General features: G+C 55.1%; 18 protein-coding genes and 1 tRNA gene. 14 read left to right on the top strand and 5 right to left on the bottom strand.

Annotation, left to right across the window (positions count from 1 at the left end):
• The first annotated feature begins 266 nt into the window (after positions 1–266).
• The 5 genes from LT85_RS05360 (at position 267) to LT85_RS05340 (ending at position 4,934) form a co-directional block, all read left to right on the top strand.
• A complete protein-coding gene (locus tag LT85_RS05360; protein WP_038486247.1) occupies positions 267–1,343 on the top strand; it encodes a substrate-binding domain-containing protein in 1,077 nt (358 codons plus the stop codon).
• Between the two features lie 214 nt (positions 1,344–1,557).
• The gene (locus LT85_RS05355) at positions 1,558–2,343 is read left to right on the top strand and encodes a basic amino acid ABC transporter substrate-binding protein (protein ID WP_038486242.1); all 786 of its coding nucleotides are present in this window, start codon (positions 1,558–1,560) and stop codon (positions 2,341–2,343) included.
• A gap of 12 nt (positions 2,344–2,355) precedes the next feature.
• Positions 2,356–3,141, top strand: a complete 786-nt coding sequence (locus tag LT85_RS05350) for a basic amino acid ABC transporter substrate-binding protein (protein ID WP_038486239.1) — start codon at positions 2,356–2,358, stop codon at positions 3,139–3,141.
• An 85-nt stretch (positions 3,142–3,226) separates the two neighbouring features.
• Positions 3,227–4,027: a basic amino acid ABC transporter substrate-binding protein gene (locus LT85_RS05345; protein WP_038486235.1), complete on the top strand. Its 801-nt coding sequence runs from the start codon at positions 3,227–3,229 to the stop codon at positions 4,025–4,027.
• A 163-nt stretch (positions 4,028–4,190) separates the two neighbouring features.
• Complete coding sequence (locus tag LT85_RS05340) at positions 4,191–4,934, top strand: amino acid ABC transporter permease (protein WP_038486232.1); 744 nt, start codon at positions 4,191–4,193, stop codon at positions 4,932–4,934.
• 147 nt (positions 4,935–5,081) lie between these two features.
• Here the strand turns inward: LT85_RS05340 and LT85_RS05335 are convergent, their stop codons facing one another.
• Positions 5,082–8,408, bottom strand: a complete 3,327-nt coding sequence (locus LT85_RS05335) for a UvrD-helicase domain-containing protein (protein ID WP_172656944.1) — start codon at positions 8,406–8,408, stop codon at positions 5,082–5,084.
• Positions 8,408–11,143, bottom strand: coding sequence for a PD-(D/E)XK nuclease family protein (locus LT85_RS05330; RefSeq protein WP_038486226.1), 2,736 nt, complete (start codon positions 11,141–11,143; stop codon positions 8,408–8,410). The genes LT85_RS05335 and LT85_RS05330 overlap by 1 nt, the downstream gene beginning before the upstream one ends.
• Positions 11,144–11,480: 337 nt before the next feature.
• Here LT85_RS05330 and trxA point away from each other — a divergent pair, with 337 nt between their 5' ends.
• The 9 genes from trxA (at position 11,481) to LT85_RS05285 (ending at position 19,980) form a co-directional block, all read left to right on the top strand.
• Entirely contained in the window at positions 11,481–11,807 is a 327-nt protein-coding gene (gene trxA, locus LT85_RS05325; RefSeq protein ID WP_038486223.1) for a thioredoxin TrxA, read from the top strand.
• Positions 11,808–11,918: 111 nt separating this feature from the next.
• The gene (rho, locus tag LT85_RS05320; RefSeq protein WP_038486220.1) at positions 11,919–13,181 is read left to right on the top strand and encodes a transcription termination factor Rho; all 1,263 of its coding nucleotides are present in this window, start codon (positions 11,919–11,921) and stop codon (positions 13,179–13,181) included.
• A 299-nt stretch (positions 13,182–13,480) separates the two neighbouring features.
• Complete coding sequence (locus LT85_RS05315; RefSeq protein ID WP_081992075.1) at positions 13,481–14,773, top strand: MFS transporter; 1,293 nt, start codon at positions 13,481–13,483, stop codon at positions 14,771–14,773.
• Positions 14,774–15,003: 230 nt separating this feature from the next.
• Complete coding sequence (locus LT85_RS05310) at positions 15,004–15,273, top strand: type B 50S ribosomal protein L31 (RefSeq protein ID WP_038486217.1); 270 nt, start codon at positions 15,004–15,006, stop codon at positions 15,271–15,273.
• A gap of 230 nt (positions 15,274–15,503) precedes the next feature.
• Positions 15,504–17,222 carry an ArnT family glycosyltransferase gene (locus LT85_RS05305; protein ID WP_038486214.1) on the top strand — a complete coding sequence of 573 codons (1,719 nt, stop codon included), beginning with the start codon at positions 15,504–15,506 and terminating at the stop codon, positions 17,220–17,222.
• Positions 17,223–17,335: 113 nt separating this feature from the next.
• A tRNA-Leu gene (locus LT85_RS05300) sits at positions 17,336–17,422 on the top strand.
• Positions 17,423–17,565: 143 nt separating this feature from the next.
• Positions 17,566–18,573, top strand: a complete 1,008-nt coding sequence (locus tag LT85_RS05295) for a tyrosine-type recombinase/integrase (protein ID WP_038486211.1) — start codon at positions 17,566–17,568, stop codon at positions 18,571–18,573.
• Positions 18,574–18,595: 22 nt separating this feature from the next.
• Positions 18,596–18,778 carry a hypothetical protein gene (locus LT85_RS05290; protein ID WP_038486208.1) on the top strand — a complete coding sequence of 61 codons (183 nt, stop codon included), beginning with the start codon at positions 18,596–18,598 and terminating at the stop codon, positions 18,776–18,778.
• A 53-nt stretch (positions 18,779–18,831) separates the two neighbouring features.
• Positions 18,832–19,980 (top strand): EpsG family protein, encoded by a 1,149-nt coding sequence (locus LT85_RS05285; protein WP_156117441.1) that lies wholly within the window; start codon positions 18,832–18,834, stop codon positions 19,978–19,980.
• Positions 19,981–19,998: 18 nt separating this feature from the next.
• On the opposite strand, the gene LT85_RS05280 is transcribed toward LT85_RS05285, so the two are convergent.
• From LT85_RS05280 to LT85_RS05270, 3 genes are read right to left on the bottom strand one after another with little or no spacing between them, the layout of a single operon-like run.
• Positions 19,999–20,619, bottom strand: coding sequence for a hypothetical protein (locus LT85_RS05280; RefSeq protein WP_038486202.1), 621 nt, complete (start codon positions 20,617–20,619; stop codon positions 19,999–20,001).
• Complete coding sequence (locus LT85_RS05275; RefSeq protein WP_038486199.1) at positions 20,619–21,098, bottom strand: glycoside hydrolase family 108 protein; 480 nt, start codon at positions 21,096–21,098, stop codon at positions 20,619–20,621. The genes LT85_RS05280 and LT85_RS05275 overlap by 1 nt, the downstream gene beginning before the upstream one ends.
• Positions 21,091–21,285 carry a hypothetical protein gene (locus LT85_RS05270; RefSeq protein WP_038486196.1) on the bottom strand — a complete coding sequence of 65 codons (195 nt, stop codon included), beginning with the start codon at positions 21,283–21,285 and terminating at the stop codon, positions 21,091–21,093. Before LT85_RS05270 ends, LT85_RS05275 begins: the two co-directional genes overlap by 8 nt.
• Positions 21,286–21,287: the final 2 nt, after the last annotated feature.

Here is a 21,287-nt window from a genome sequence, read left to right as displayed (position 1 = left end):
GCATACTCAATAGGCTATATTTTGCATATTCTTCGATTCGGTAGTTGGACGGGTGCGAGTGCGCATTTTCCGTTTCTCTGACTAGAGGTGACGACGACGCGGACCGCATTCCGCTCGAAGGAGCAACGAAGGCAGAGGACCGGAAAATACGCAATCGCACCTGTAGCGTCCTCACTTCGCCTGTAAGCCATGACGCTACAAAGAAAACCAATATTCATCTGACATCTATTTATGCAAGTAAGCGGTCAACTGCCGAATCTAGGAACATGTTTAAAGTCAAAATCAAACCACATTGGGAAATTTCACGCGACGCCGACCAGTCGCTGGATACCGCTGTGCTTTTGTCATTACTGACTGCCATCCAGGAGACCGGCTCCATCGCCAATGCCGCCAAGCAGATCGGCAGCTCTTATCGTCACGCCTGGGGCTTGCTGCGAGAAGCCGAGAAGATGTTCGGCCATCCCTTGATACAGACCGGGCGCGGCCGTGGCAGCGAATTGCTGCCGCTGGCGGAAAAGCTGATCTGGGCCGACAGGCGCATCGCGGCGCGGCTTTCGCCGACGCTGGAAAGCCTGGCGTCTGAACTTGAAGGCGAACTGAGCAAGGCAGTCAGCGTGCAGCCGCAAGTGATACGCCTCAACGCCAGCCATGGCTTTGCGGTCGCTGCGCTGCTAAACCAGTTGAATGAGCGGCAATTGCCGGTGGAACTGCGCTATCGCAACAGCGCCGATGCGGTAGCTGCGCTGGCGCGCGAGGAATGCGACCTGGCCGGTTTCCATGTGCCTCTGGGCGAATTTGAAGAGGCTGCGGTGGCCAGCTATAGCCATTGGCTGGACAAACAGAAGCATTGCCTGATCCACCTGGCGGTGCGCAACCAGGGCTTGATGGTCGCTCCCTGCAATCCCAAGCATATTGTCAGCCTGGCCGACCTCAGCCGCGACGGCGTGCTGTTCGTCAATCGCCAACCTGGTTCCGGCACCCGCATGCTGCTGGAGCTGATGCTATCCCGGCACAACTTGTCGCCCACCGCCATCGATGGTTTCGAGACCGCCGAATTCACCCACTCTGCGATCGCAGCCTTTATCGCCAGCGGCATGGCCGATGTCGGCTTCGGCGTCCAAACCGCCGCTGAACGCTTCGGCCTGGACTTCATCCCGCTGATCCGTGAACGCTATTTTTTTGCCGTGCCCATCAGCGCCATGAAGGACCCGCTGATGCAGCAAGTCATTGGCATCCTGCAATCAGACTCGTTTCGCAACATCGTCAATCAGCTGCACGGCTACGACGGCAACGCCACCGGCGAAATCCTCTCGCTCAGCAAGGCATTCAACAGCTTGCGCTAAGTTGTCGCAGAACAAAAAATCAGCGCCATCTATTTATATAAATCGTTGTGAAATGCAAAGATGAATCTAAAATAGCGGATTAATCCCAAAAACATTATCAAAGAACTATTTTCTTATCAAAGTAAAACTGCCGCACGGACGACTACTTACAAGAAATTATTTCTTTGCTGATATGGACGGAACACTTTACCGATATTTACAGGAGATATATTCAATGAAACGAATTTTCAATCTGAGTTTGTGCGTACTTTCCGCCGCACTGTTGATGACTGCCTGCGGCAAGCAAGAATCGAAAACGGCGGAGACCTCCGAGCCGAAGGTATACCTGGTGGGCGCCGAAGCGACTTTTGCGCCGTTCGAGTACCAGAATGAACAGAAGGAAATCGTCGGCTTCGATGTCGACGTCATGAACGCCGTAGCCGACAAAGGCGGTTTCAAGATCAAGTTCGTCAACACGCCGTTTGAAGGCATCTTCAACTTCCTGGCGCAGGGCGACCGCGATCTGCTGGCATCGGCCATCACCATCACCGACGAGCGCAAACAGACGGTCGATTTTTCGGAGCCCTACTTCGAAGCGGCTCAACTGATCGTGGTGCCTAAGGATTCCAAGGTCACCCAGTTTGCCGACCTGAAAAACATGAAGGTAGGCGTACAAAGCGCAACTACCGGCGACGAAATCGTGCAAAAGGAATTGGGCAAAAGCAATCCGAACATCAAGCGCCTGGAATCGGCGACGCTGGTGATGAAAGAACTGGAAGGCGGCGGAGTCGAAGCCGTAGTATCCGATAACGGCGTGATCAAGAACTACATCAAGAACAATCCCTCAGAAGGTTTCCGCTTCATTTCCGACCCGGCTTTTCCTAAAGAGTACTACGGTATCGCGGTCAAAAAGGGCAACGCGGATCTGTTAGCCAAGGTCAACAAGGGACTGGCGGCGATCAAGGCCGACGGCACTTACGACAAGATCTACGCCAAATACTTTGCCGACACATCCAAATAAGCGGGAGCGACCATGAAACAACGATATCTTCCCGTCTTGGCGCTGCTGTGTTCGCTGACCATCCTGGCGGCATGCGGTAAAAAAGAAAGCACTTCCGCCGCGGCGACGGCCAGCACTGAGTATGTGGTCGGCGCTGACGGCGCCTACGCGCCTTTCGCTTCCGAAAATGAACAAAAGGAACTGGTCGGCTTCGACATCGAAATCATGAAAGCCGTGGCCGACAAGGCCGGCATCAAGGTCCGCATCGTCAATACGCCGTTCGATGGCTTGTTCAACGCACTGGCGCAAGGCGACCGCGACATCCTGATCTCCACCATCACGATCAACGACCAACGCAAGCAAAGCATGGATTTCTCCGAGCCCTACTTCGTCGCCAAGCAATTAATTGTGTTGCCGAAAAATTCCACGGTGACCAAGTTCGACGATTTGAAAGCGTTGAAGATCGGCGTCCAGAGCGGCACTACGGCCGATGAGGCGGCACAGAATCTGATCGGCAAGAACAGCCCCAACGTCAAGCGCTTCGAGTCGATGCCCTTGTCGTTCCAGGAACTGGAAGGCGGCGGCGTCGACGCTGTAGTTGGCGACAACGGCGTCGTCACCAATTTCGTCAAGAACAATCCGACCAAGAATTTCCGCATCATCAATGACCCTAGCTTCCCGAAAGAGTATTACGGTATTGCTGTAAAAAAGGGCAATCAGGAATTACTGGCGAAGATCAATCATGGCCTCGAACAAATCAAGGCAGACGGCACCGAAGACAAGATATATAAAAAATATTTTGCGGATGAAAAACTGTAACCCTGAGTCGATCTGATCAGTAACGCCGGCAACTGCGACGACGCTCGGCGCCGTCAGCCGGCGATTTATTTTTTGCGAGAACACCATGAAAAAAATCTTAAGCCGCTATTTGCCGCTGTGCACGCTGGCCTTGGGCCTGATAGCTGTCGGCGCCTGCAGCAAGAAAGAAGAAGCGCCTGCTGCCAGCGCCGCAGCCAAGCAAAGCCTGTATGTGGTTGGCGTGGAATCGGCGTATGCGCCGTTTTCTGCTGAAAACGAAAAGAAGGAAGTGGTCGGTTTCGATATCGACGTGATGAAAGCAATTGCGGCTAAAACCGGCATCGAGGTGAAGTTCATCCCCACGCCGTTTGAAGGTTTTTTCAACTTCCTTGCCCAGGGCGATCGCGACCTGCTGATTTCCGCCATTACGATTACCGATGAGCGCAAGCAGACCGTAGATTTCTCGACACCGTATTTCGAAGCCAGCCAACTGATCGCTGTGCCGCAAAGTAATACGTCGGTGAAGCAGTTCTCGGATCTGAAGACCTTGAAAATCGGCGTGCAAAGCGCCACCACCGGCGACGAAGTGGTGCAAAACCTGGTGGGCAAGAATAATCCGAGCATCAAGCGCTTCGATTCAACCCCACTGGCCTTGAAAGAGCTGGAAGGCGGCGGCGTGGACGCCGTGGTGGCGGATGACGCCGTGGTAAAAAATTACATTACCAACAACCCTTCCGCCAGCTTCCGCGTCGTTTCCGATGCCGGTTTTCCGAAGGAATACTATGGAATTGCGGTCCGCAAAGGCAATACCGAGTTGCTGAACAAAATCAACCGGGGTCTGGCCGACATCAAGGCCGACGGCAGTTTCACCAAAATCAATGAGAAGTATTTTGGCAACGCCAAGTAATAGACGCCAAGGACGCCCGGACCACCATTTTTTGGCGGTCCGAGGCAACTACGGTATAATTTTTCGCTAATTTTTTAAAATTATCCTTATACGCAACCTGGGAAATACCAGAATCGGGCTGCGTATCCATCTTCATCCTCGCATCATTTCTTCTCAATAATTTATGGATTTCCGCTGGAGCATCATACAAGGCTACGCGCCGCTATTCGTCAAAGGCTTCTTCATGACGCTGCAGGTCGCCGTGATCAGTATCATCATCGGCACCATCCTCGGATTATTTCTAGGCATGCTGCGCCTGGCTGAAGTCAAGCAAGGGCCATGGAAATGGCCTTTCCGCGTGGTGAAAGGACTGGCCGGTTTCTATGTGGCGTTCTTCCGCGGCACGCCGCTGTTCGTGCAGATCCTGCTTATCCACTTTGCGGTGATGCCGGTGCTGATCCATCAAGACAACGGTTTGCTGATTTCCGGCGAACTGGCGCGCACCATCAAGCAAGACTACGGTGCATTCATCTCTGGCATTGTGGCCTTGTCGCTGAACGCCGGCGCCTATATTTCCGAAATTTTCCGCGCGGGCATCCAATCCATCGACCGTGGCCAAACCTATGCGGCATCCAGCCTCGGCATGGGTTACAAAGCGACCATGCGTTATGTGGTGCTGCCGCAGGCATTCCGCCGCATGCTGCCGCCGCTGGGCAACGAAGCCATCACCCTGCTCAAGGATTCGTCGCTGGTATCCGCCATCGGCCTGGCCGAATTGGCATATGCCGCCCGGACCGTCGCCGGCGCCTATTCGCGCTACTGGGAACCGTACATCACGATTTCCGTTGTCTACTTCGCCATGACCATGTGCCTGGCGACACTGGTGGGCCGGCTGGAAAAGAAATACGCAGCACCACATCATCGTTGATTTGATGCGTGGACGGGATTGACGTTCTGCGTTGAATCTCTTGTTCACGAAAACACGAAAGGCACGAAAAGAAACTTATCAAGGTTTCATTCGTGCCTTTCGTGTTTTTAACGAGTGACATTTCGGCGTCGTAACCCGAAAGACCAACTAGTCAATCTCAGTCAAACGCCCGTCCACAGTCAGCAAAGCGGTTCGCAGGCGCTTATCGGCGAACACCGGCTGCGCTGCCTGCCGATAACTGCGCAACTGGGCCGTGTAGGTTGCACGCTCGCTATCCAGCAGATTGCGCTTGTAATCAAGAATCCATACTTCATCCTCAAATACCACTACGCGGTCGAAACGCAACACCGTGCTATCGGCGATTATTTCCATTTCATTTCGCGCGTGCAGGTGCAAGGCAGGATCAAAGAAATGCGCCAGTTCCTTCTGCGCCAGAATGGTTTGCGCCTGCTGTCTCACCTGCTTCGCCATCGCCAGCGGACATGGCAGCCAGCGGGCGATAGTCTCACTGTCCGGCAGCACTGCCGGCCACTGCCCATGCTGGGTGACGCGCTCCAGCAAACCGTGCAAGGCAATGCCTTCCGCAATGACCTGGCTATCGAAAGTCGCTGCAACCGCAACAACCGGCGGCGGCAATTGCGGCGGGTCGAAGATCTCTTGATCGAATCGTTGCGCACCGCTGGCAACGGCATCCAGCATGTGTTCTGCGGCCTCGGCGACGGCTGTTTCAGGCACTTGCTCAAGACGCGCATACCAGCTGTCTTCCGTGATACCTCCGCTTCTTCCTGCGACGCCGCTAATGATCAGCAACTGTTTGGCGCGCGTCGTAGCCACGTAGAGTAAGTTCCAGTCTTCCTGGGTCTTGAAGCCCTCTTCCGCGTTAAACAAAGGATCGCGCGCAGCGCCACGTTCCGCACTACTGCCGAACGCAGAAAAATGCTGAGGCGCTTCCGCGTCTTGCGGCCAGTCGCACAGGATGCCGTAGTCGTCACGCGCAGGTTTGCTGTGATTGGCGTCCAGCAAAACTACCACCGGAGCTTCCAGGCCCTTGGCGCTATGCACCGTCAGAATGCGCACCGCGTCGGTAGCTGCATCGATGCTGGCTTCATCGGGCGCGTCACCGCCGCTGGCTTGTTGCAGTCCGCGCAAGGCGTCAATGAACTTCGGCAGGCTGGGATAACGGCCGCCATCCATGTTCAACGCCAGCTCGATGAAAGTTTCGATGTTGCCAATAGCCTGGCTGCGCGAAAGCGGCGATGCTGCTTGTGCGTAGCGCGCCAGCAGCTGTCCTTGATGCAAGATCACATCCAGCAGATCATGTACAGGTAAACGCGGCGCAGCTTGCAGCCATTGTTCCAGCAAAACAACTGCTCGTTGCACCGCATGAGTCGCATTCACATCCTTGGCAGCAGCTCGCAGACGCACCCACCAGCCGCGTTCGGTGCGTTGCGCCAGGCTGATCAGATCCTCATCGTCGGCGCCGAAGATCGGCGATTTCAATACGTGACCAAGCGCGCGCGCATCGTCCGGTGTAATCAGAAAGGTCAATAGGGCAATCAGGTCGGAGATTTCCAGCGATTCCAGCAGGCCACCGCGCTTGTCCGACATGAACGGGATACTGGCTTCACGCAATGCACTTTCGTAAGCGCCGAGATGACTGCGCTTCTTCACCAGCAGCATCACGTCAGACCAGCACAGACTGCGACGGCCACTTTCCTGAGCGACGGTCAGTCGTTGCCGGGCCAGCCACAACGCTTGCGCCAACTGCTTACCTTCATCGCGGCGGCGCGCATCTTCCGACTCTTCGCGCGCCGTGATCAAAGGATTACGCAAGCCCGGCGAAGATGCATCGTCCGCGTCGTCGCCTGCGAGTTGCTTGACCAAAGGTAGCCGCCAAACTTCCCCGCCGGTTTCGCCTAGCGTGGTTTGCGCTGAAAACAGCGGATTGGCGCGAAAACTGGCATTCAGCACTTCTACAATCGCACTTGCGTTACGGCGCGTCTGGTTGGCTTGCAACACCGTTGCGCCCTGCTCTTGCAATAATGTTCGTGCAGCTTCAAAGACCCTCGGTTCAGCGCGCCGGAAACGGTAGATCGATTGCTTCGGATCACCCACCACGAACACGCTGGGCTGGCCAGCGTCTTCGCCGTAAGCGCCAAGCCAGGCGCGCACGATGCTCCATTGCAGCGGATTGGTGTCTTGGAACTCATCGAGCAGGATATGCTTGTAGCGCGTATCGAGCCGGCTTTGCAAGTAAGCCGCAGTCTCCGGATTGGTCAGCAAGCGATAGGCCTGCCATTCCAGATCGGCGAAATCGAACACGCGCTGCTCGGCCTTCAGCGCCTGATAGCATTCCAGATAGGCATTACCGACGCTGAACAGATGCTGGTTCATACTCAGCACTGTGGGCTCGAAGCTGCGCCGGCGCAGCAGTTTTAGTGCTTCACCTGTAACGTTGAACTGCTCATCGAAAGCGTCAAGCGCATTACCGCCCAGGCTGTTTTCCAGTGCCTTGAGAAAATCCTTGGCCTTACCATTGCTGCGCGGCTTGCCGTTGTCGTCAAAAAACTGATGGCACAGCGCGTCGAAATTTTCCACCGCAGCACCTGCGGTCAGCGCCATTTCAATCGCCGTCGCACGCTTCTGGTTGGTAGCTGAACCTTGCCCCAGCAGCCAGGCGATCTGCTTGATTTGAGATGACAGCTTCTCGTCATCCCATAGCGATAAGCGGGCGTCGGTTTCAGCATCTTCGCCGCACAATTCACGCAGCCATTCCAACGGCGCCTCGGCGCCTTGGCGGGTCACCGCCCACCACTCGGCGCGCTTGTCGATAAAGGCATTGAGCAGTTTTCTGGTGCTGAAATCGCCGGTCAACTGATACAGGGCCAGCAGATCCTGTTTGATTGCGTTGTTCTCTTCATCGTTCAGCGATTGCATGAAACGCAGATACGCATCTGCCAGCAGCTCACCGGTTTTCTCGGTCAAAGAATAACCATGCGGCACGCCAGAGGCCAGCGGCGCGATTTGCAACAGCCGCGCAAACCAGCTGTGGAAGGTATCGATCGACAGGCTTTGCGGACTGGACAGCACACGTTCATACAGATTACGCGCTGCCGGCAGCACCTGCGCCAGTTCCTGCGGCGCAATGCCGCGCTCAAGCAGTAAATTGCGCACTTTGGCTTCTGGCTGCAGCGCCAGATCATGCAGCAACTCCAGCAGGCGTTCGCGCATTTCCTGCGCAGCTTTACGGGTAAAGGTAATCGCCAGCAATTCAGACGGCGCGGCACCGGCCAGCAACAGGCGCAACATACGCGCCACGAGCAGCCATGTCTTGCCGCTGCCGGCGCAGGCTTCCACCACGACCGAATATCGCGGATCGCAGGCGGCGTTGGTAAAAGCCTGCGCTTCGACCACGTCGCCGTTCATGCGATAGGCGCTGGGCAAGTCGGCCTGGTCAGGGATCGCTGCGCTCATTACCATGCTCCCTTGCGGCACAAGCCGCGTACATCGCAATACTGGCACACCGAAGCAACGCCATTGGCTGGCAGGCCGACACCGCGAGCAATGGCCTCGACGTTGACGGTGATCTGCGTAGCGAGCGCGGCTTGCGCCTGATCGTAATCTGGTGCGCTGACGTCGCCGACCTTATCCTTGCTGGTTTCGAGGGCGACATAGTGCGCCGACGCCACAGGCCGGTCAGACAGCAAGCCGTAGAACGCCAGTTGATGATCTTCATGGTCTTTCAGTTTTTTGTTCAGCGCCAACAGGTTGTTCGTCTTGTAGTCCAGCACCGCACGTTCGCCAGCATCGTTTTCGTCAATGCGGTCGATGCGGCCATGCAAGATCAGGTTGCGATCCGCCAGTGGCAGCAGTTTCTCATACGCTTGTTCGCCGAAGACAAAGCGCCAGCCTGCTGCTTCGTGCTCATTGGCCCACGCCACATACGGCGCGATCACTTTTTGCCAGCGTGCGTAATAACCCAATGCAGCTGCATTCTTGCTGATGACGGCATCGAACAGTTTTTTTGATATAGCAACCAGCAAAGCTTCGCGCTGATGTGGCGGCAACGGCGCATCTCTCAAGGATTCGTGATAAGTCTCGAGAATTTCATGCAGCCATCCGCCGTAGTCGCGCTTTTCCGGCAAATCCGACAGTTCATCCAGCGAGGCCAAGCCCAGCATGCGACGCGCAAAGAATTGATAGGGGCAGGCGATGAAGCTGTTGTAAGCACTGGCAGTCAGACGCGTTGGCGTCAATTCCGCAGCGGCAGGAACTGGCATCGTTGATGGCGTCGGCTGCAAGCTCTGCCTTGCAATCGTCGCACGCAGCTCCGGCAAAGGCTGCACCCCTGCGCGCGCCAAAGTCAGCTGCAGGCGCTGGATCCAGGGGCTGACCGGATTCGGTTCTCCATCCTTGTGCGCCTGCCAGGACAACACCACTTGCGAATTCATGGCCAGCAGTTCGACCACGTCGCGCAATTGCTGGCGTTGCCGGCTCTCGCGCGTCGCCAGGCCGAGCTCACGCCGCACTGTATTGGCAAAGAACAGCGTTTCCTGCGGCTGCGACGGCAAGTGATCGGCGTCGGCGCCAACTACCAGCACTGCTTCAAAAACGCGCAAGCGGGCACCGTTCAGCGGCAGCATCACTACGCGGCGGTCGTTGATGGCGCTGATGAAACTGGTGTCGTCGAGTTGCAGATTGACCAGTGCGCGCCATTCTGAAAATGAAAACAGCGCACTGAAATCGTTGCCCGGCGGCGCGATATTTTGCAGCAGTTGCAATATCTGCTGGCCTGCTGAATCGGCGCTCAGCGCGGATGCGATCCCCAGCGTATCCAGCGCCGATGTGGTGGTGGCGATCCAGTCGCGCAAATTCTTGCGGCCGCCAAACAGGCCGGCCTGCTGCGCCAGCAAGGCCACTGTCTTTTGCTCTGCCGGCGCAGCGCTGAGTGCGTTGGTTACTGCACGCCACTCGCCGAGCACGTTGGCGCGCCGCAGCAGTATTTCTATTTTCATGACCAGCGCCGATTTGTTCGCGATACTGTCCTGTGCATCGTGCAGCAAGTCGCTGGGTGCTTCGTTCAGCACAAACGGCGACTTCAGCAAATCCAGCAAGGCAGTTGTTTCCCCGCGCGCGGTGATCACGTCGAACCACGCCGAGATCGCCGATGCGGCGCGGGTGGTGGAGAGCTTCCAGCCGGTTTCATCGGCAACATGGATTTGCGCTCGTTCCAGCAAAGCGCGGATACGCCGAGCCACCACCCGGTCCTGCGCCACGATAGCCAGATTGGTTTTTCCGGCCTGTAGCCAGTCAATCACGATTTGCGCACCCTGCACGGCTTCATCTTCGACGCTCTGCGCAGCGCACAGCGCCAGCTCGGTTGAAAGAGAATAATCGGTCGATGTTTGCGGCTCCGCGCCGACAGCTGCTTCGATCATCTCCGGCCACGCCAGCGTATAAGTCGGCAACAAAGCGGACGCACGCCAATCGAGCGTCATCGTCAGCACTTGCTGATGTTGCGCATAGGCTTCGAGAAAAGCCTGCTCCAGCGGTTCCGGCGCCACCGAACTGATCCATATCAATGGCTGGCTGGCGTTCTCGGCCAGCTGCAGCATTTGCGTGAAGCGGGCCGCAATCGCGTCGTCGGCATCCAGCTGGCTTTTCCAGATCGACCAGACCAGTTGGGTTTCATCCGACAGCAACTTGCGCGCATCCGGCGACAACTGTTCCAGCGCGGTTTGCCAGCGCTGTTCCGTGTCGTTGCTATCGTCGCCAGCGTGCAGCGATGGCAGCATAGCTTGCGTCAATTCATCTGATAGCGCTAACAAGGTCTGGGCCAGCGGCAGCAGATCAGTGTTGCGGCGCGCAGTGAATAATTTCTTCAGCCAGCCATGCTGGCGCAGCTCGGCGTACAGGCGCATCAAACGCTCGCTGGCCGGCAGCACGTTCGGCAGCGGCGGCATCGTCATCAACAGGCCTGACAGGGTAAAAAATTGCGGCGGCAAAAAGGTTCCGCCCAGTTGCGCAGTCATCGCGGCTTTCAGCGCCTGGGCGTGGGCAAAGGTTGGCAATATCACGCGCCAGTGTGAAAAATCGCGCATGTCAGCGCCGCCGTCGCTTCCATTGTTGCGGCAAGCCGTCAGCAATGCACTGGCCGCAGCTGGCCAGAAGTTGGCGGAGGGAGCGATTAATAAAGACTTTAATGACATGAGGCTCACTGAGATGCGGCGGCACGGTACGATGGGCCGCCATAGGAATAGATGCTCTGGCGAGGGCTCTTTTTAGCAACAATTACCTGTCATTTTATGCGAGAGCCCCAAAAAACCGCTGCAAAATAAAATCATGCGCCACACTTTTTATCAAAATCGGTTATTATTTAGTGAATATCCCGCCGCAACACCTCTTACCGCACCCACAGAAACTTGAATTCGCGCACGGCATCCCCACTTATTCAATAGAATAGGGACAGCCGCTGGCAACCACCAAGCAGGAATGGTAAGTCGTCTTGGCACACATTGATTATTTTTCCCTCACACTGAGGAAACCATGAGCGAAAACATTAAACACACTACCGACGCATCTTTTGACGCAGATGTACTCAAATCCGACAAACCAGTCCTGGTCGATTTCTGGGCTGAGTGGTGCGGTCCATGCAAGATGATTGCACCGATCCTGGAAGAAGTCGCCAAGGAATACGGCGACAAGCTGCAAATCGTCAAGCTGGATGTGGACTCCAACCAGGCTGTACCAGCCAAGCACGGCATCCGCGGCATTCCGACACTGATCCTGTTCAAGAACGGCGTCCCAGCCGCACAAAAAGTCGGCGCATTGGCTAAAGGCCAGCTGACGGCATTCATCGATAGCAATATCTAAGAACAATCGCGGCGGTGCGCCCGCATCGCCGCTTGTGTTATATCTAATATCTAAAATACCGCGCAGTTCCCTCCCCCACCCAATATTTCCCATCCCGGGACACTCATACCTATGCATTTATCTGAACTAAAGGCGTTACACGTCTCCGCCCTGCTAGAAATGGCAATCGGCCTGGACATCGATAACGCAGCGCGTTTGCGCAAACAAGAACTGATGTTCGCGATCCTGAAAAAGCGCGCGAAATCAGGAGAACAAATTTTTGGCGATGGCGCCCTCGAAGTCCTGCCTGACGGCTTTGGCTTCCTGCGCTCGCCCGACGCCAGCTACATGGCGTCTACCGACGACATCTATATCTCGCCTTCGCAAATCCGCCGCTTCAATCTGCACACCGGCGATTCGATCGAAGGTGAAGTGCGTACGCCGAAAGACGGCGAGCGCTATTTCGCACTGGTCAAGGTCGACAAGGTCAACGGCGAATCACCGGAAGCGTCGAAGCACCGCATCCTGTTTGAAAACCTGACACCGCTGCACCCGAACAAGCCGCTGCCGCTGGAACGCGACATGCGCGGCGAAGAGAATATCACCGGCCGCATCATCGACATGATCGCACCTATCGGCAAGGGCCAGCGCGGCCTGCTGGTAGCGTCGCCGAAGTCGGGTAAATCGGTCATGCTGCAACACATTGCGCATGCGATTACCACCAACCATCCTGATACCGTGATGATCGTCCTGCTGATCGACGAACGTCCGGAAGAAGTGACCGAAATGCAGCGCTCGGTGCGCGGCGAAGTGGTGGCGTCGACTTTCGATGAGCCTGCCACACGCCACGTGCAAGTCGCTGAAATGGTGCTGGAAAAAGCCAAGCGCCTGGTCGAAATGAAAAAAGACGTGGTGATCCTGCTGGACTCGATCACCCGTCTGGCACGCGCCTACAACACCGTGATTCCTGCCTCCGGCAAGGTACTGACCGGTGGTGTCGACGCTAACGCGCTGCAACGTCCGAAGCGTTTCTTCGGCGCGGCCCGTAACATCGAGGAAGGCGGTTCCCTGACCATCATCGCTACCGCCCTGATCGAAACAGGCAGCCGCATGGACGACGTGATCTACGAAGAATTCAAGGGTACCGGCAACATGGAAGTCCACCTGGAACGCCGCCTCGCCGAGAAGCGCGTATACCCAGCCATCAACCTGAACAAATCCGGCACCCGCCGTGAGGAATTGCTGATCAAGCCTGACCAGCTGCAAAAGATCTGGGTACTGCGCAAGCTGCTGTACAGCATGGACGAAATCGAGGCGATGGAGTTCATCCTCGACAAGATCAAGTCGACCAAGAACAACGCCGAGTTCTTCGACATGATGCGTCGCGGCGGCTAAAAACGCAGATAGCGACCCAATCTCCGGTGTCCGATGCTCACTGTACCTGCGTACAGTTCCGCCTCTCGACCGGACCTTGGACCGCTCTCCACGTTTTTCCATGTATCACGTTTGGTTGAAATTCACCTCAACCGAAAGCAAAAAATCTGGCCTGCGCAAGCACGCCGGATTTTTTTACGTGCGCCTCCTAAATAATGACTTTAAGCAACAATTGACGACATAATCGTTACACATCCTCAGAACAAGTCATGCGGTTAAATGCTATCCTTGCGAACCTCCTTTTTTCGCAGCAATCCATCATGGCGACCACTCAATCCAGTCAATCGAAATTCGGCACAGTTCTGCGGGTTACCAGCGGCAACTTCATGGAGATGTTCGATTTCTTCCTGTTCGGTTTTTACGCGACCTACATCTCCAAAACCTTCTTTCCCGCCGGCGACGAATTTGCGTCGCTGATGCTGACTTTCATGACCTTCGGCGCCGGCTTCCTGATGCGACCGTTGGGGGCCATCATCCTGGGCGCTTATGTTGACCGGGTCGGTCGCCGCAAGGGCTTGATCACGACACTGGCATTGATGGCGCTCGGCACCATGCTGATCGCTTTCGTACCTGGCTTTGCCACTATCGGCTATGCAGCGCCTTTCCTGGTGCTGGTTGGCCGCTTGCTGCAAGGTTTCTCTGCAGGGGTTGAACTGGGTGGCGTCTCGGTGTACTTGTCGGAAATGGCGACGCCGGGCAACAAGGGGTTCTATGTCAGCTGGCAGTCTGCCAGCCAGCAGGTGGCCATCATTGTCGCCGCCGCGCTTGGTTTTGGCCTGCAAGTGTGGCTGCAACCGGCGCAGATCGCCGATTGGGGCTGGCGCGTACCGTTCTTTATCGGCTGCATGATCGTGCCGGTGCTGTTTGTGATTCGCCGCTCGCTGCAAGAAACCGAAGAATTCAAGGCGCGTAAACACAAACCGCCGGTAAGCGAAATCCTGAAATCAATGGTGGATAACTGGGGCCTGGTGATCGCCGGCATGATGTTGGTCTCGATGACCACTGTGTCGTTCTACCTGATTACCGTCTATACGCCGACATTCGGCAAGAGCGTGCTGCACCTGAGCACCACGGACGCCCTGGTGGTGACATTCTGCGTCGGTATTTCGAATTTCATCTGGCTGCCGGTGATGGGCGCCCTATCCGACCGCATCGGCCGCAAACCCCTGTTGCTGATTTTCACCATTCTCACCATCCTCACCGCCTATCCGGCCTTGTCGTGGCTGGTAGCCGACCCGACTTTCCAGAAAATGCTGATGGTCGAGCTGTGGTTGTCCTTCCTGTACGCCAGCTATAACGGCGCAATGGTGGTGGCCCTGACCGAAATCATGCCAGTCGAAGTGCGCACCGCCGGCTTTTCCCTGGCGTATAGCCTGGCGACTGCCATTTTCGGCGGCTTTACTCCAGCGATTGCCACTGGCCTGATTGAATACACCGGCGACAAGGGTGCGCCTGGCATGTGGATGACTGCTGCTGCGATATGTGGCTTGATTGCAACATTGTATTTGTACCGCAAAAATGGCAACCAGACGCCTGTAGCAGTGAAAAACTAGGGTTGTCCCAGGCGAGCCCCTTGCCCGCCTGGCCCCCAAATACTGGAGAAATACCGGATCAGTGCCGGATTAAGCACCCAAGGCACTGATTTCATTCATTTTTTCTAATTCCCGGTAGAATTTATTGTATAATTTGCGGTTTTCCACCCCTGGCAAGTGATCGACAATCGGGTCAAGAAGCAAGACGACCGACGAAGTGATTGATTGGCTACCACACCATTGAGGCAATTATGAAAGACGGCATTCACCCAAATTACCGCGAAGTTCTGTTCCACGACGTATCGAACGATTTCAAGTTCATCACACGCTCGACCATCCAGACTCGCGAAAACATCACCCACGAAGGTAAAGAATACCCTCTGGTGAAGATTGAAGTTTCGTCGGAATCGCATCCGTTCTACACCGGTCAACACAAGATCGTCGACACCGCCGGCCGCGTTGACAAGTTCCGCAAGAAATTCGGTACTGTCGGTTCCAAAACAGCGATCGCGAATCAATAATTCGTCCGTTTGTTCAAAAAGGCAGCTACGGCTGCCTTTTTTTATTTATCAAGATCCGTGGCGACGGCATCCGCGACCGCTAACTCTTTGATAAATCGCAGGAAAGCAAGCGTAAATAATTGTATGTTTGCTTGAGAACATCCAGAACAGAAATTACTCTCAGCAATAGCGAAGTCCTCTGCTATCCGGCACAATACCCAACAATTCAATATTGATCAGACACCATTGTGATGAAGCCCGTCCGCCTCCCTGCTTCCGCCACCAGCGCACTGCCACGCTGGGGGCTATGGGCACTGGGATTGTTGTATATCCTGCCGGGCCTGATCGGGCGCGATCCGTGGAAAAATGAAGATGCATCGAGTTTCGGCATCGCCTGGACGATGGCACACGGTACTATCGCCGACTGGCTGGCGCCGAATATCGTCGGCTTGCCGATGCCCACTGAAAGTCCGCTGACCTATTGGATCGGCGCGCTCTTCATCAAACTGCTCGGCTGGCTGGTCAGCGACCCGCTAGCGGCTAGATTGTCCACGGTGGTGTTTTTTCTGGTCGGCTCCCTATCGGTCTGGTACGCAACGTACTTGCTGGGACGGCGCCCCGAAGCACAGCCGCTCAGGCTGGCGTTCGGCGGCCAGCCTGAACCGCGCGATTTTGGCCGCACCCTGGCCGACGGCGCCTTCCTGATTTACCTAGGCTGCCTTGGCTTGCTATCCCACAGTCACGAAGCGACAGCCAAAAGCCTGCAGATTGCACTGGTTGCGTTTTCGATTTACGTTTCCGTGCGCCTGTTTGAGGCGCGCAGCATCCGCAGCGCCGCCTTGCTCGGCCTGACCTTCGGCCTGCTGATCCTGACCCGCGGCTGGGTGTTACCGCTTGGGCTGCTTTGCGGGCTACTGACGCTGGCGCTGATACGCGACAAAGCAATCATCAAAGACCTGCTACTGGTCACCTTGCCGGTGACGCTCATCGTCGCCGGTATCTGGTTGGCAGCTAACTTCGCCATGCTGCCGCACGGCGTCAATCGCTTCGCCGCCTGGGAATATTTCAACCTCCAGCAATTGAGCTGGCCGTCGTGGACCGCCTTATCGTATTACTTTAAATACGGTATCTGGTTCGCATGGCCGGCATGGCCGTTCGCCGGCTGGGCTGTCTATGCCTGGCGCGAACAGCGCTCGACCTTGCATATCGCCTTGCCGCTGGCATTTTTTGTCAGCCTGACGGTAGTGCTGCTGCTCAATCCGCATCCGGAAGAAGGCATCCTGCTGCCGCTGTTGCCGGCGCTGGTGATCCTCGCTGCGTTCGGCTTGCCAACCATGAAACGCGGCGCTATCAATGCTGTCGACTGGTTCTCCGTGATGACCCTGACCGCCTGCGCCGCCTTTATCTGGCTGGCCTGGATCGCCAAGGAAAGCGGCTGGCCGGCCCAAATCGCCAAGAATGTCTACAAACTTGCGCCCGGCTTCAAGCCTGAGTTCAACCTGATCGCCCTGATCATCGCCCTGCTCGGCACAATATTCTGGATACTGCTGGTCAACTGGCGCCTGTCGCGCCGGCCATCGGTGCTATGGCGCGCGGTGGTGCTGTCCTCCGGCGGCGTGATCCTGTGCTGGCTGCTGCTGACAACCCTGTGGCTACCATGGATTAACTACAGCAAGAGCTACGCCGGCGTAGCCGCGCAAATCGACGAACACCTGCCAACGGTCAAGCAATGCGTGGACACCAATGTCGGCCCCGCGCAACGCGCTTCGTTCGCCTACTTCGGAGACATCCCGTTCGGCGAATACGGCCAGCCGCACTGTGATTTCCTGCTCTACCAGGACAATATCTCGGTCAAGACCGACGACGCCATCTGGCGTGAGTTCAAAGGCAACTGGGAGCTGCTATGGACCGGCCGCAGGCCTTCGGACCGGGATGAACGATTCCGCCTATACCAGCGTGTAAGCAATTAATGCCAACCTCCCCGGGAAATTCCGACGGTAGGCGGAATATTCAGGGAAAAGCAGATTCATACGCAAAGACTATTGATCGGGACAAGGAATTAAGTCATAATAGCGGACGCGTTGCCGAGATGGCGGAATAGGTAGACGCACGGGACTCAAAATCCCGCGCTGGAGACAGCGTGCCGGTTCGATTCCGGCTCTCGGCACCACCCCTGTATTACTAATGTCATTTCAAACACGACATTTACATACAAATCAATGAGTTAGAAATGTGCAGTGGAAATATATATCAGTCATAGCGATATTAAATTACACTTCACTACACCTTTTCTACACTTCGATTTACACCTCCATGGCAAGTATTCAGAAAGTCAACACAAGCTGGAAGGCTCAGATTGCCATTCTCGGCCATCGCGAGAGCAAATCCTTCAAGAGCAAACGCGAGGCCGAGTCATGGGCAGCGCGCCGGGAAACTGAGATGCGCTCCGCGAAGAACACGCCGCAGGCCAGCAAGTACACCTTGTTGGATGCTTTCCAAAAATATGCTAAAGAGGTGTCTCCGGAGAAAGACGGCGAACGCTGGGAGGTGCTGCGGCTGAAAGCATTCGAGCGGCACAAGCTGCCATTGATGAAGCCCATAGGCGAAGTTACCCCCGACGATATGACAGAATGGCGTATCGATCGCCTTACAGTCGTCAAGCCCGGAACCGTACTGCGCGAAATCAGCCTGCTTTCCGACCTGTTTGAGTCCGCAAGGCGCGAGTGGCGCTGGATCGAGCAGAACCCGATGCGCGACATGCGCAAGCCCAAGAAGCCGAAACATAGGGAAACTGTGATCACTAGGCCCCAGATCAAGCGCATCCTGCGGAATCTTGGTTATGCAAAGGGGAAAGTCAGGACGGTATCGCAGGCAGCGGCTTGCTGCTTCCTGCTGGCGCTGCGCACTGGCATGCGCGCTGGAGAACTATGCCGCCTTGAGTGGCGATTCGTGTTTGATGGGTATTGCCGGCTGCCAAAAACAAAGAATGGAAATGTCCGCGATGTTCCGCTGACACCGAAGGCTACGGAAATCATCGATCAGATGCGCGGATTCGATGCTGATTTGGTCTTCGGTTTGAAAGCGCAGACGCTGGATGCATTCTTCCGGCGCGCGCGGGACAAAGCAAAAATGGAAGGTTTCACTTTTCACGATTCCCGGCACACCGCGGCAACTTGGATCTCGGGCCGGATGAAGTCGACCAATATTCCGGTGCAGCAGGCAGTTTTCGATCTCTGCAAAATGTTCGGATGGACCAAGCTCGACCAGGCGCTGGTCTACTACAACGCCAGCGCGGCAGATATTGCCAAGCGGATTACATGATATCGGTGCCCAGGGAGGGCTTATGTTGATCTCGGCAAAAAGAAAGACCATAGCGCAACTTGCTGCTGAGCTGCGCGACAAGAAAGCGGTACATGAGATCCTGTCGATGCAGGGACGCCCGAACGCTGAGATTGCTGCGGCGCGCATCGAATATAATGCCGCGCATGAGGCTTTGGAACAGTCCATGCCGAATCATCGGCTATAATATTTCTTTTAAGGCAATTAAATAGTGGTGATGATTTGACATTCTATATATTTATGGCGCTCATATTTTGGGCAATGGCGCTCAGCGGCGTATCTAAAACAAAAGAAAACAAGATGCTGGCGTTGATCGCAGTTGCCGCTTTCGTGGCGCTAGCCGGCTTTAGGCTTGAGACCGGCTATGACTGGATTGCCTACGAATCCGCGCTCAATGATGCCCCCTCTCTCTTTGATTTTTCCATCACGGATTTGCCGGCCTCCATCAATCAAATGGAGCCGTTATTTATTCTTTTGCTTTCGATAATCAAAGAGTTCGGCGGCTCCATCCAGGAATTATATTTTGTCGTCGCGCTCTTCAATGGAATAGTGTTTTACAAATTTATCCGACATTGCCGCGCAAGCGTCATCCTCGCTTTTTCAATCTATTTCTGCTGGTCATACCTGATAGGGCAAATGGGGATCATGCGGCAGTCGATTGCATTATCGTTCTTGATGCTTTCGCTGATACGCTTCGACAAGTCAAAGTATCCATCGACCGTTCTATTGTTGCTGGCCGGCGTCGGATTTCAATATTCTGTCTTGATGTTCATACCGATTTTTTGTACTTTCACTTACAAAAAAATTATCCGATACCGAATGCCGATTATGGCGGCATTGCTGGTTCTTTATTTTGCTGACTTCAGCTTGTTTGGAATGATTGGAACTGCGGCCAATGCAATCGGCCTTAGTTTGATTGTGAGCAAGCTGCAATTTTATTTGAATATCGGGACATTCCCTAAGAGCATCGGCGCCATCGCCTACCTACTTCTCAACGTGTTTTCGTTTCTCTATTTTGCAAAAACGATCGATGTTCAATCGAAGGTTGAAAAGGCTCTGATGCTTTCATTGTTGCTGATGATCTTCGTTGAAGCTCTCTTCTGGCAATTCCCGTTGCTATGGAATCGAGTTCAATACTTCGTCATCATTGCGCAGGCTATCTTGCTATATAAGACCTGGGGAACAATAAAAATAAATCACAGAGCAATCCAACTCGTTGCTACATTTGCACTCAGCATAGCCGCGCTTGTGAAGATGCTGAACAACGATGCGGCAGAGCCGTATATACCATACCAGTCGGTCATTGAATCCATCTACTCGACAGATATTGGAGATGGCAGGGAACGAACAGAGCGGTACAATTATTCTATGGAGCAGGAATTACCGTAGCTTGCTACCATCGGCTATCTACTTTTGTGCGCTGATGGCATTCTTCAGGCTGTCTGCCATGGCAGTCGTCTTTGATTCACTGCCGGCGCTGGAGCCGAAAAAATAACCAATCACCTGCTGGGCATTCGCGGCAACATATCCAACCACGGAACCGATCAGACCGGCCACCGCTGCCACCACAGCGACATCCTTGATCGTGATACCACCGGTCAACACCTCATAGCAGCCGACGAGTGCCATTACCATCACAACAGCAAAGGTGGTCAGCACAGCGATGCCAAGCCAAAATACCTTGTTGCTGGTGTACTTGCGCGCATCCTGGGTGTCGCTGACATAAGCCAGCGTCTGCTGCTGAGCAAGAGCTGCTAGCGCCTCCTTATCCTTGAAGCCGACCGTCGCCATCTGCAACTGGTAGTTCTGGTTTGCCTGCGTCATCGCCAGCAACTGATCGGGTGTGGCGCCAGAGATTGCCGCGGCAAGCTGGCTTTGCCGGGTGTCTGCTGTCACATCAGCCGCCGGCGTCAGATTGAAAACAGATTCCAGCGCCGCCATGGCACCGCCAGCAAGAGGACCACCGACGCCGGTGGCAATCATGGGGGCGAGTTTTTCAACGACGCCAAGTGCGCTAGACCAGTCCATTATGCTGCTCCTATATCAAGGTTCTTCGCCAGGCGGTTGACCCAGCCATTGATGAAAGTCATGTTATTCAGTGAGCTGTAATACCGTGCACGGTTGGCACAGAACCGCATAACGATCTTTAACGGATCCGAGCCGCGCACCGCCGAGATAGTTTGGGCACCAATAGCTCCATCTACCGTAACGCCAGCAGCAGCCTGAAGCCACTGCGCCGGGTGGCCACCGTTGTATGCCGTATCAAAGATCTGATATCCAATGCGGATATCAAACTGATCGCACTGGTAGAGATCCCAGTAGCATTTTTTGGCGATACTCTTGGCCTGTTCCAGCTGCAGCAAGCGCATGTCTCCGGTGTAGCCGTTCTGCATGGCTACGCGCTTGGTGATGCCGTACATAGTTTCGCCGCCAGGATCCGCTGAATTATTACTATAGCCGCCCTCGATCCCGATCAGAGCTGCAAACGCATCGTCGAAGTTAATCATCGCTCATCTCCTTTTTATTGCGCAAATGTTTGCGGATCTGCATCACATACCAGATGATCGCTAATCCCGTCGATATCACGGTCATCACGGTTGGTAGGACGGAGAATCCGACGAGGATCAATTTAACGAAATTAGCCAGTGTGGCAAATCCGAGAAAAGCATCCAAAGTGTGTTTTAAATGTTCCATGG

The organism is Collimonas arenae, from assembly GCF_000786695.1.
GTDB classification, from domain to species: Bacteria; Pseudomonadota; Gammaproteobacteria; order Burkholderiales; family Burkholderiaceae_D; genus Collimonas; species Collimonas arenae_A.
Note: the sequence above shows the minus strand (reverse complement) of the source record. Positions and strands in the feature narration are given on the sequence as shown.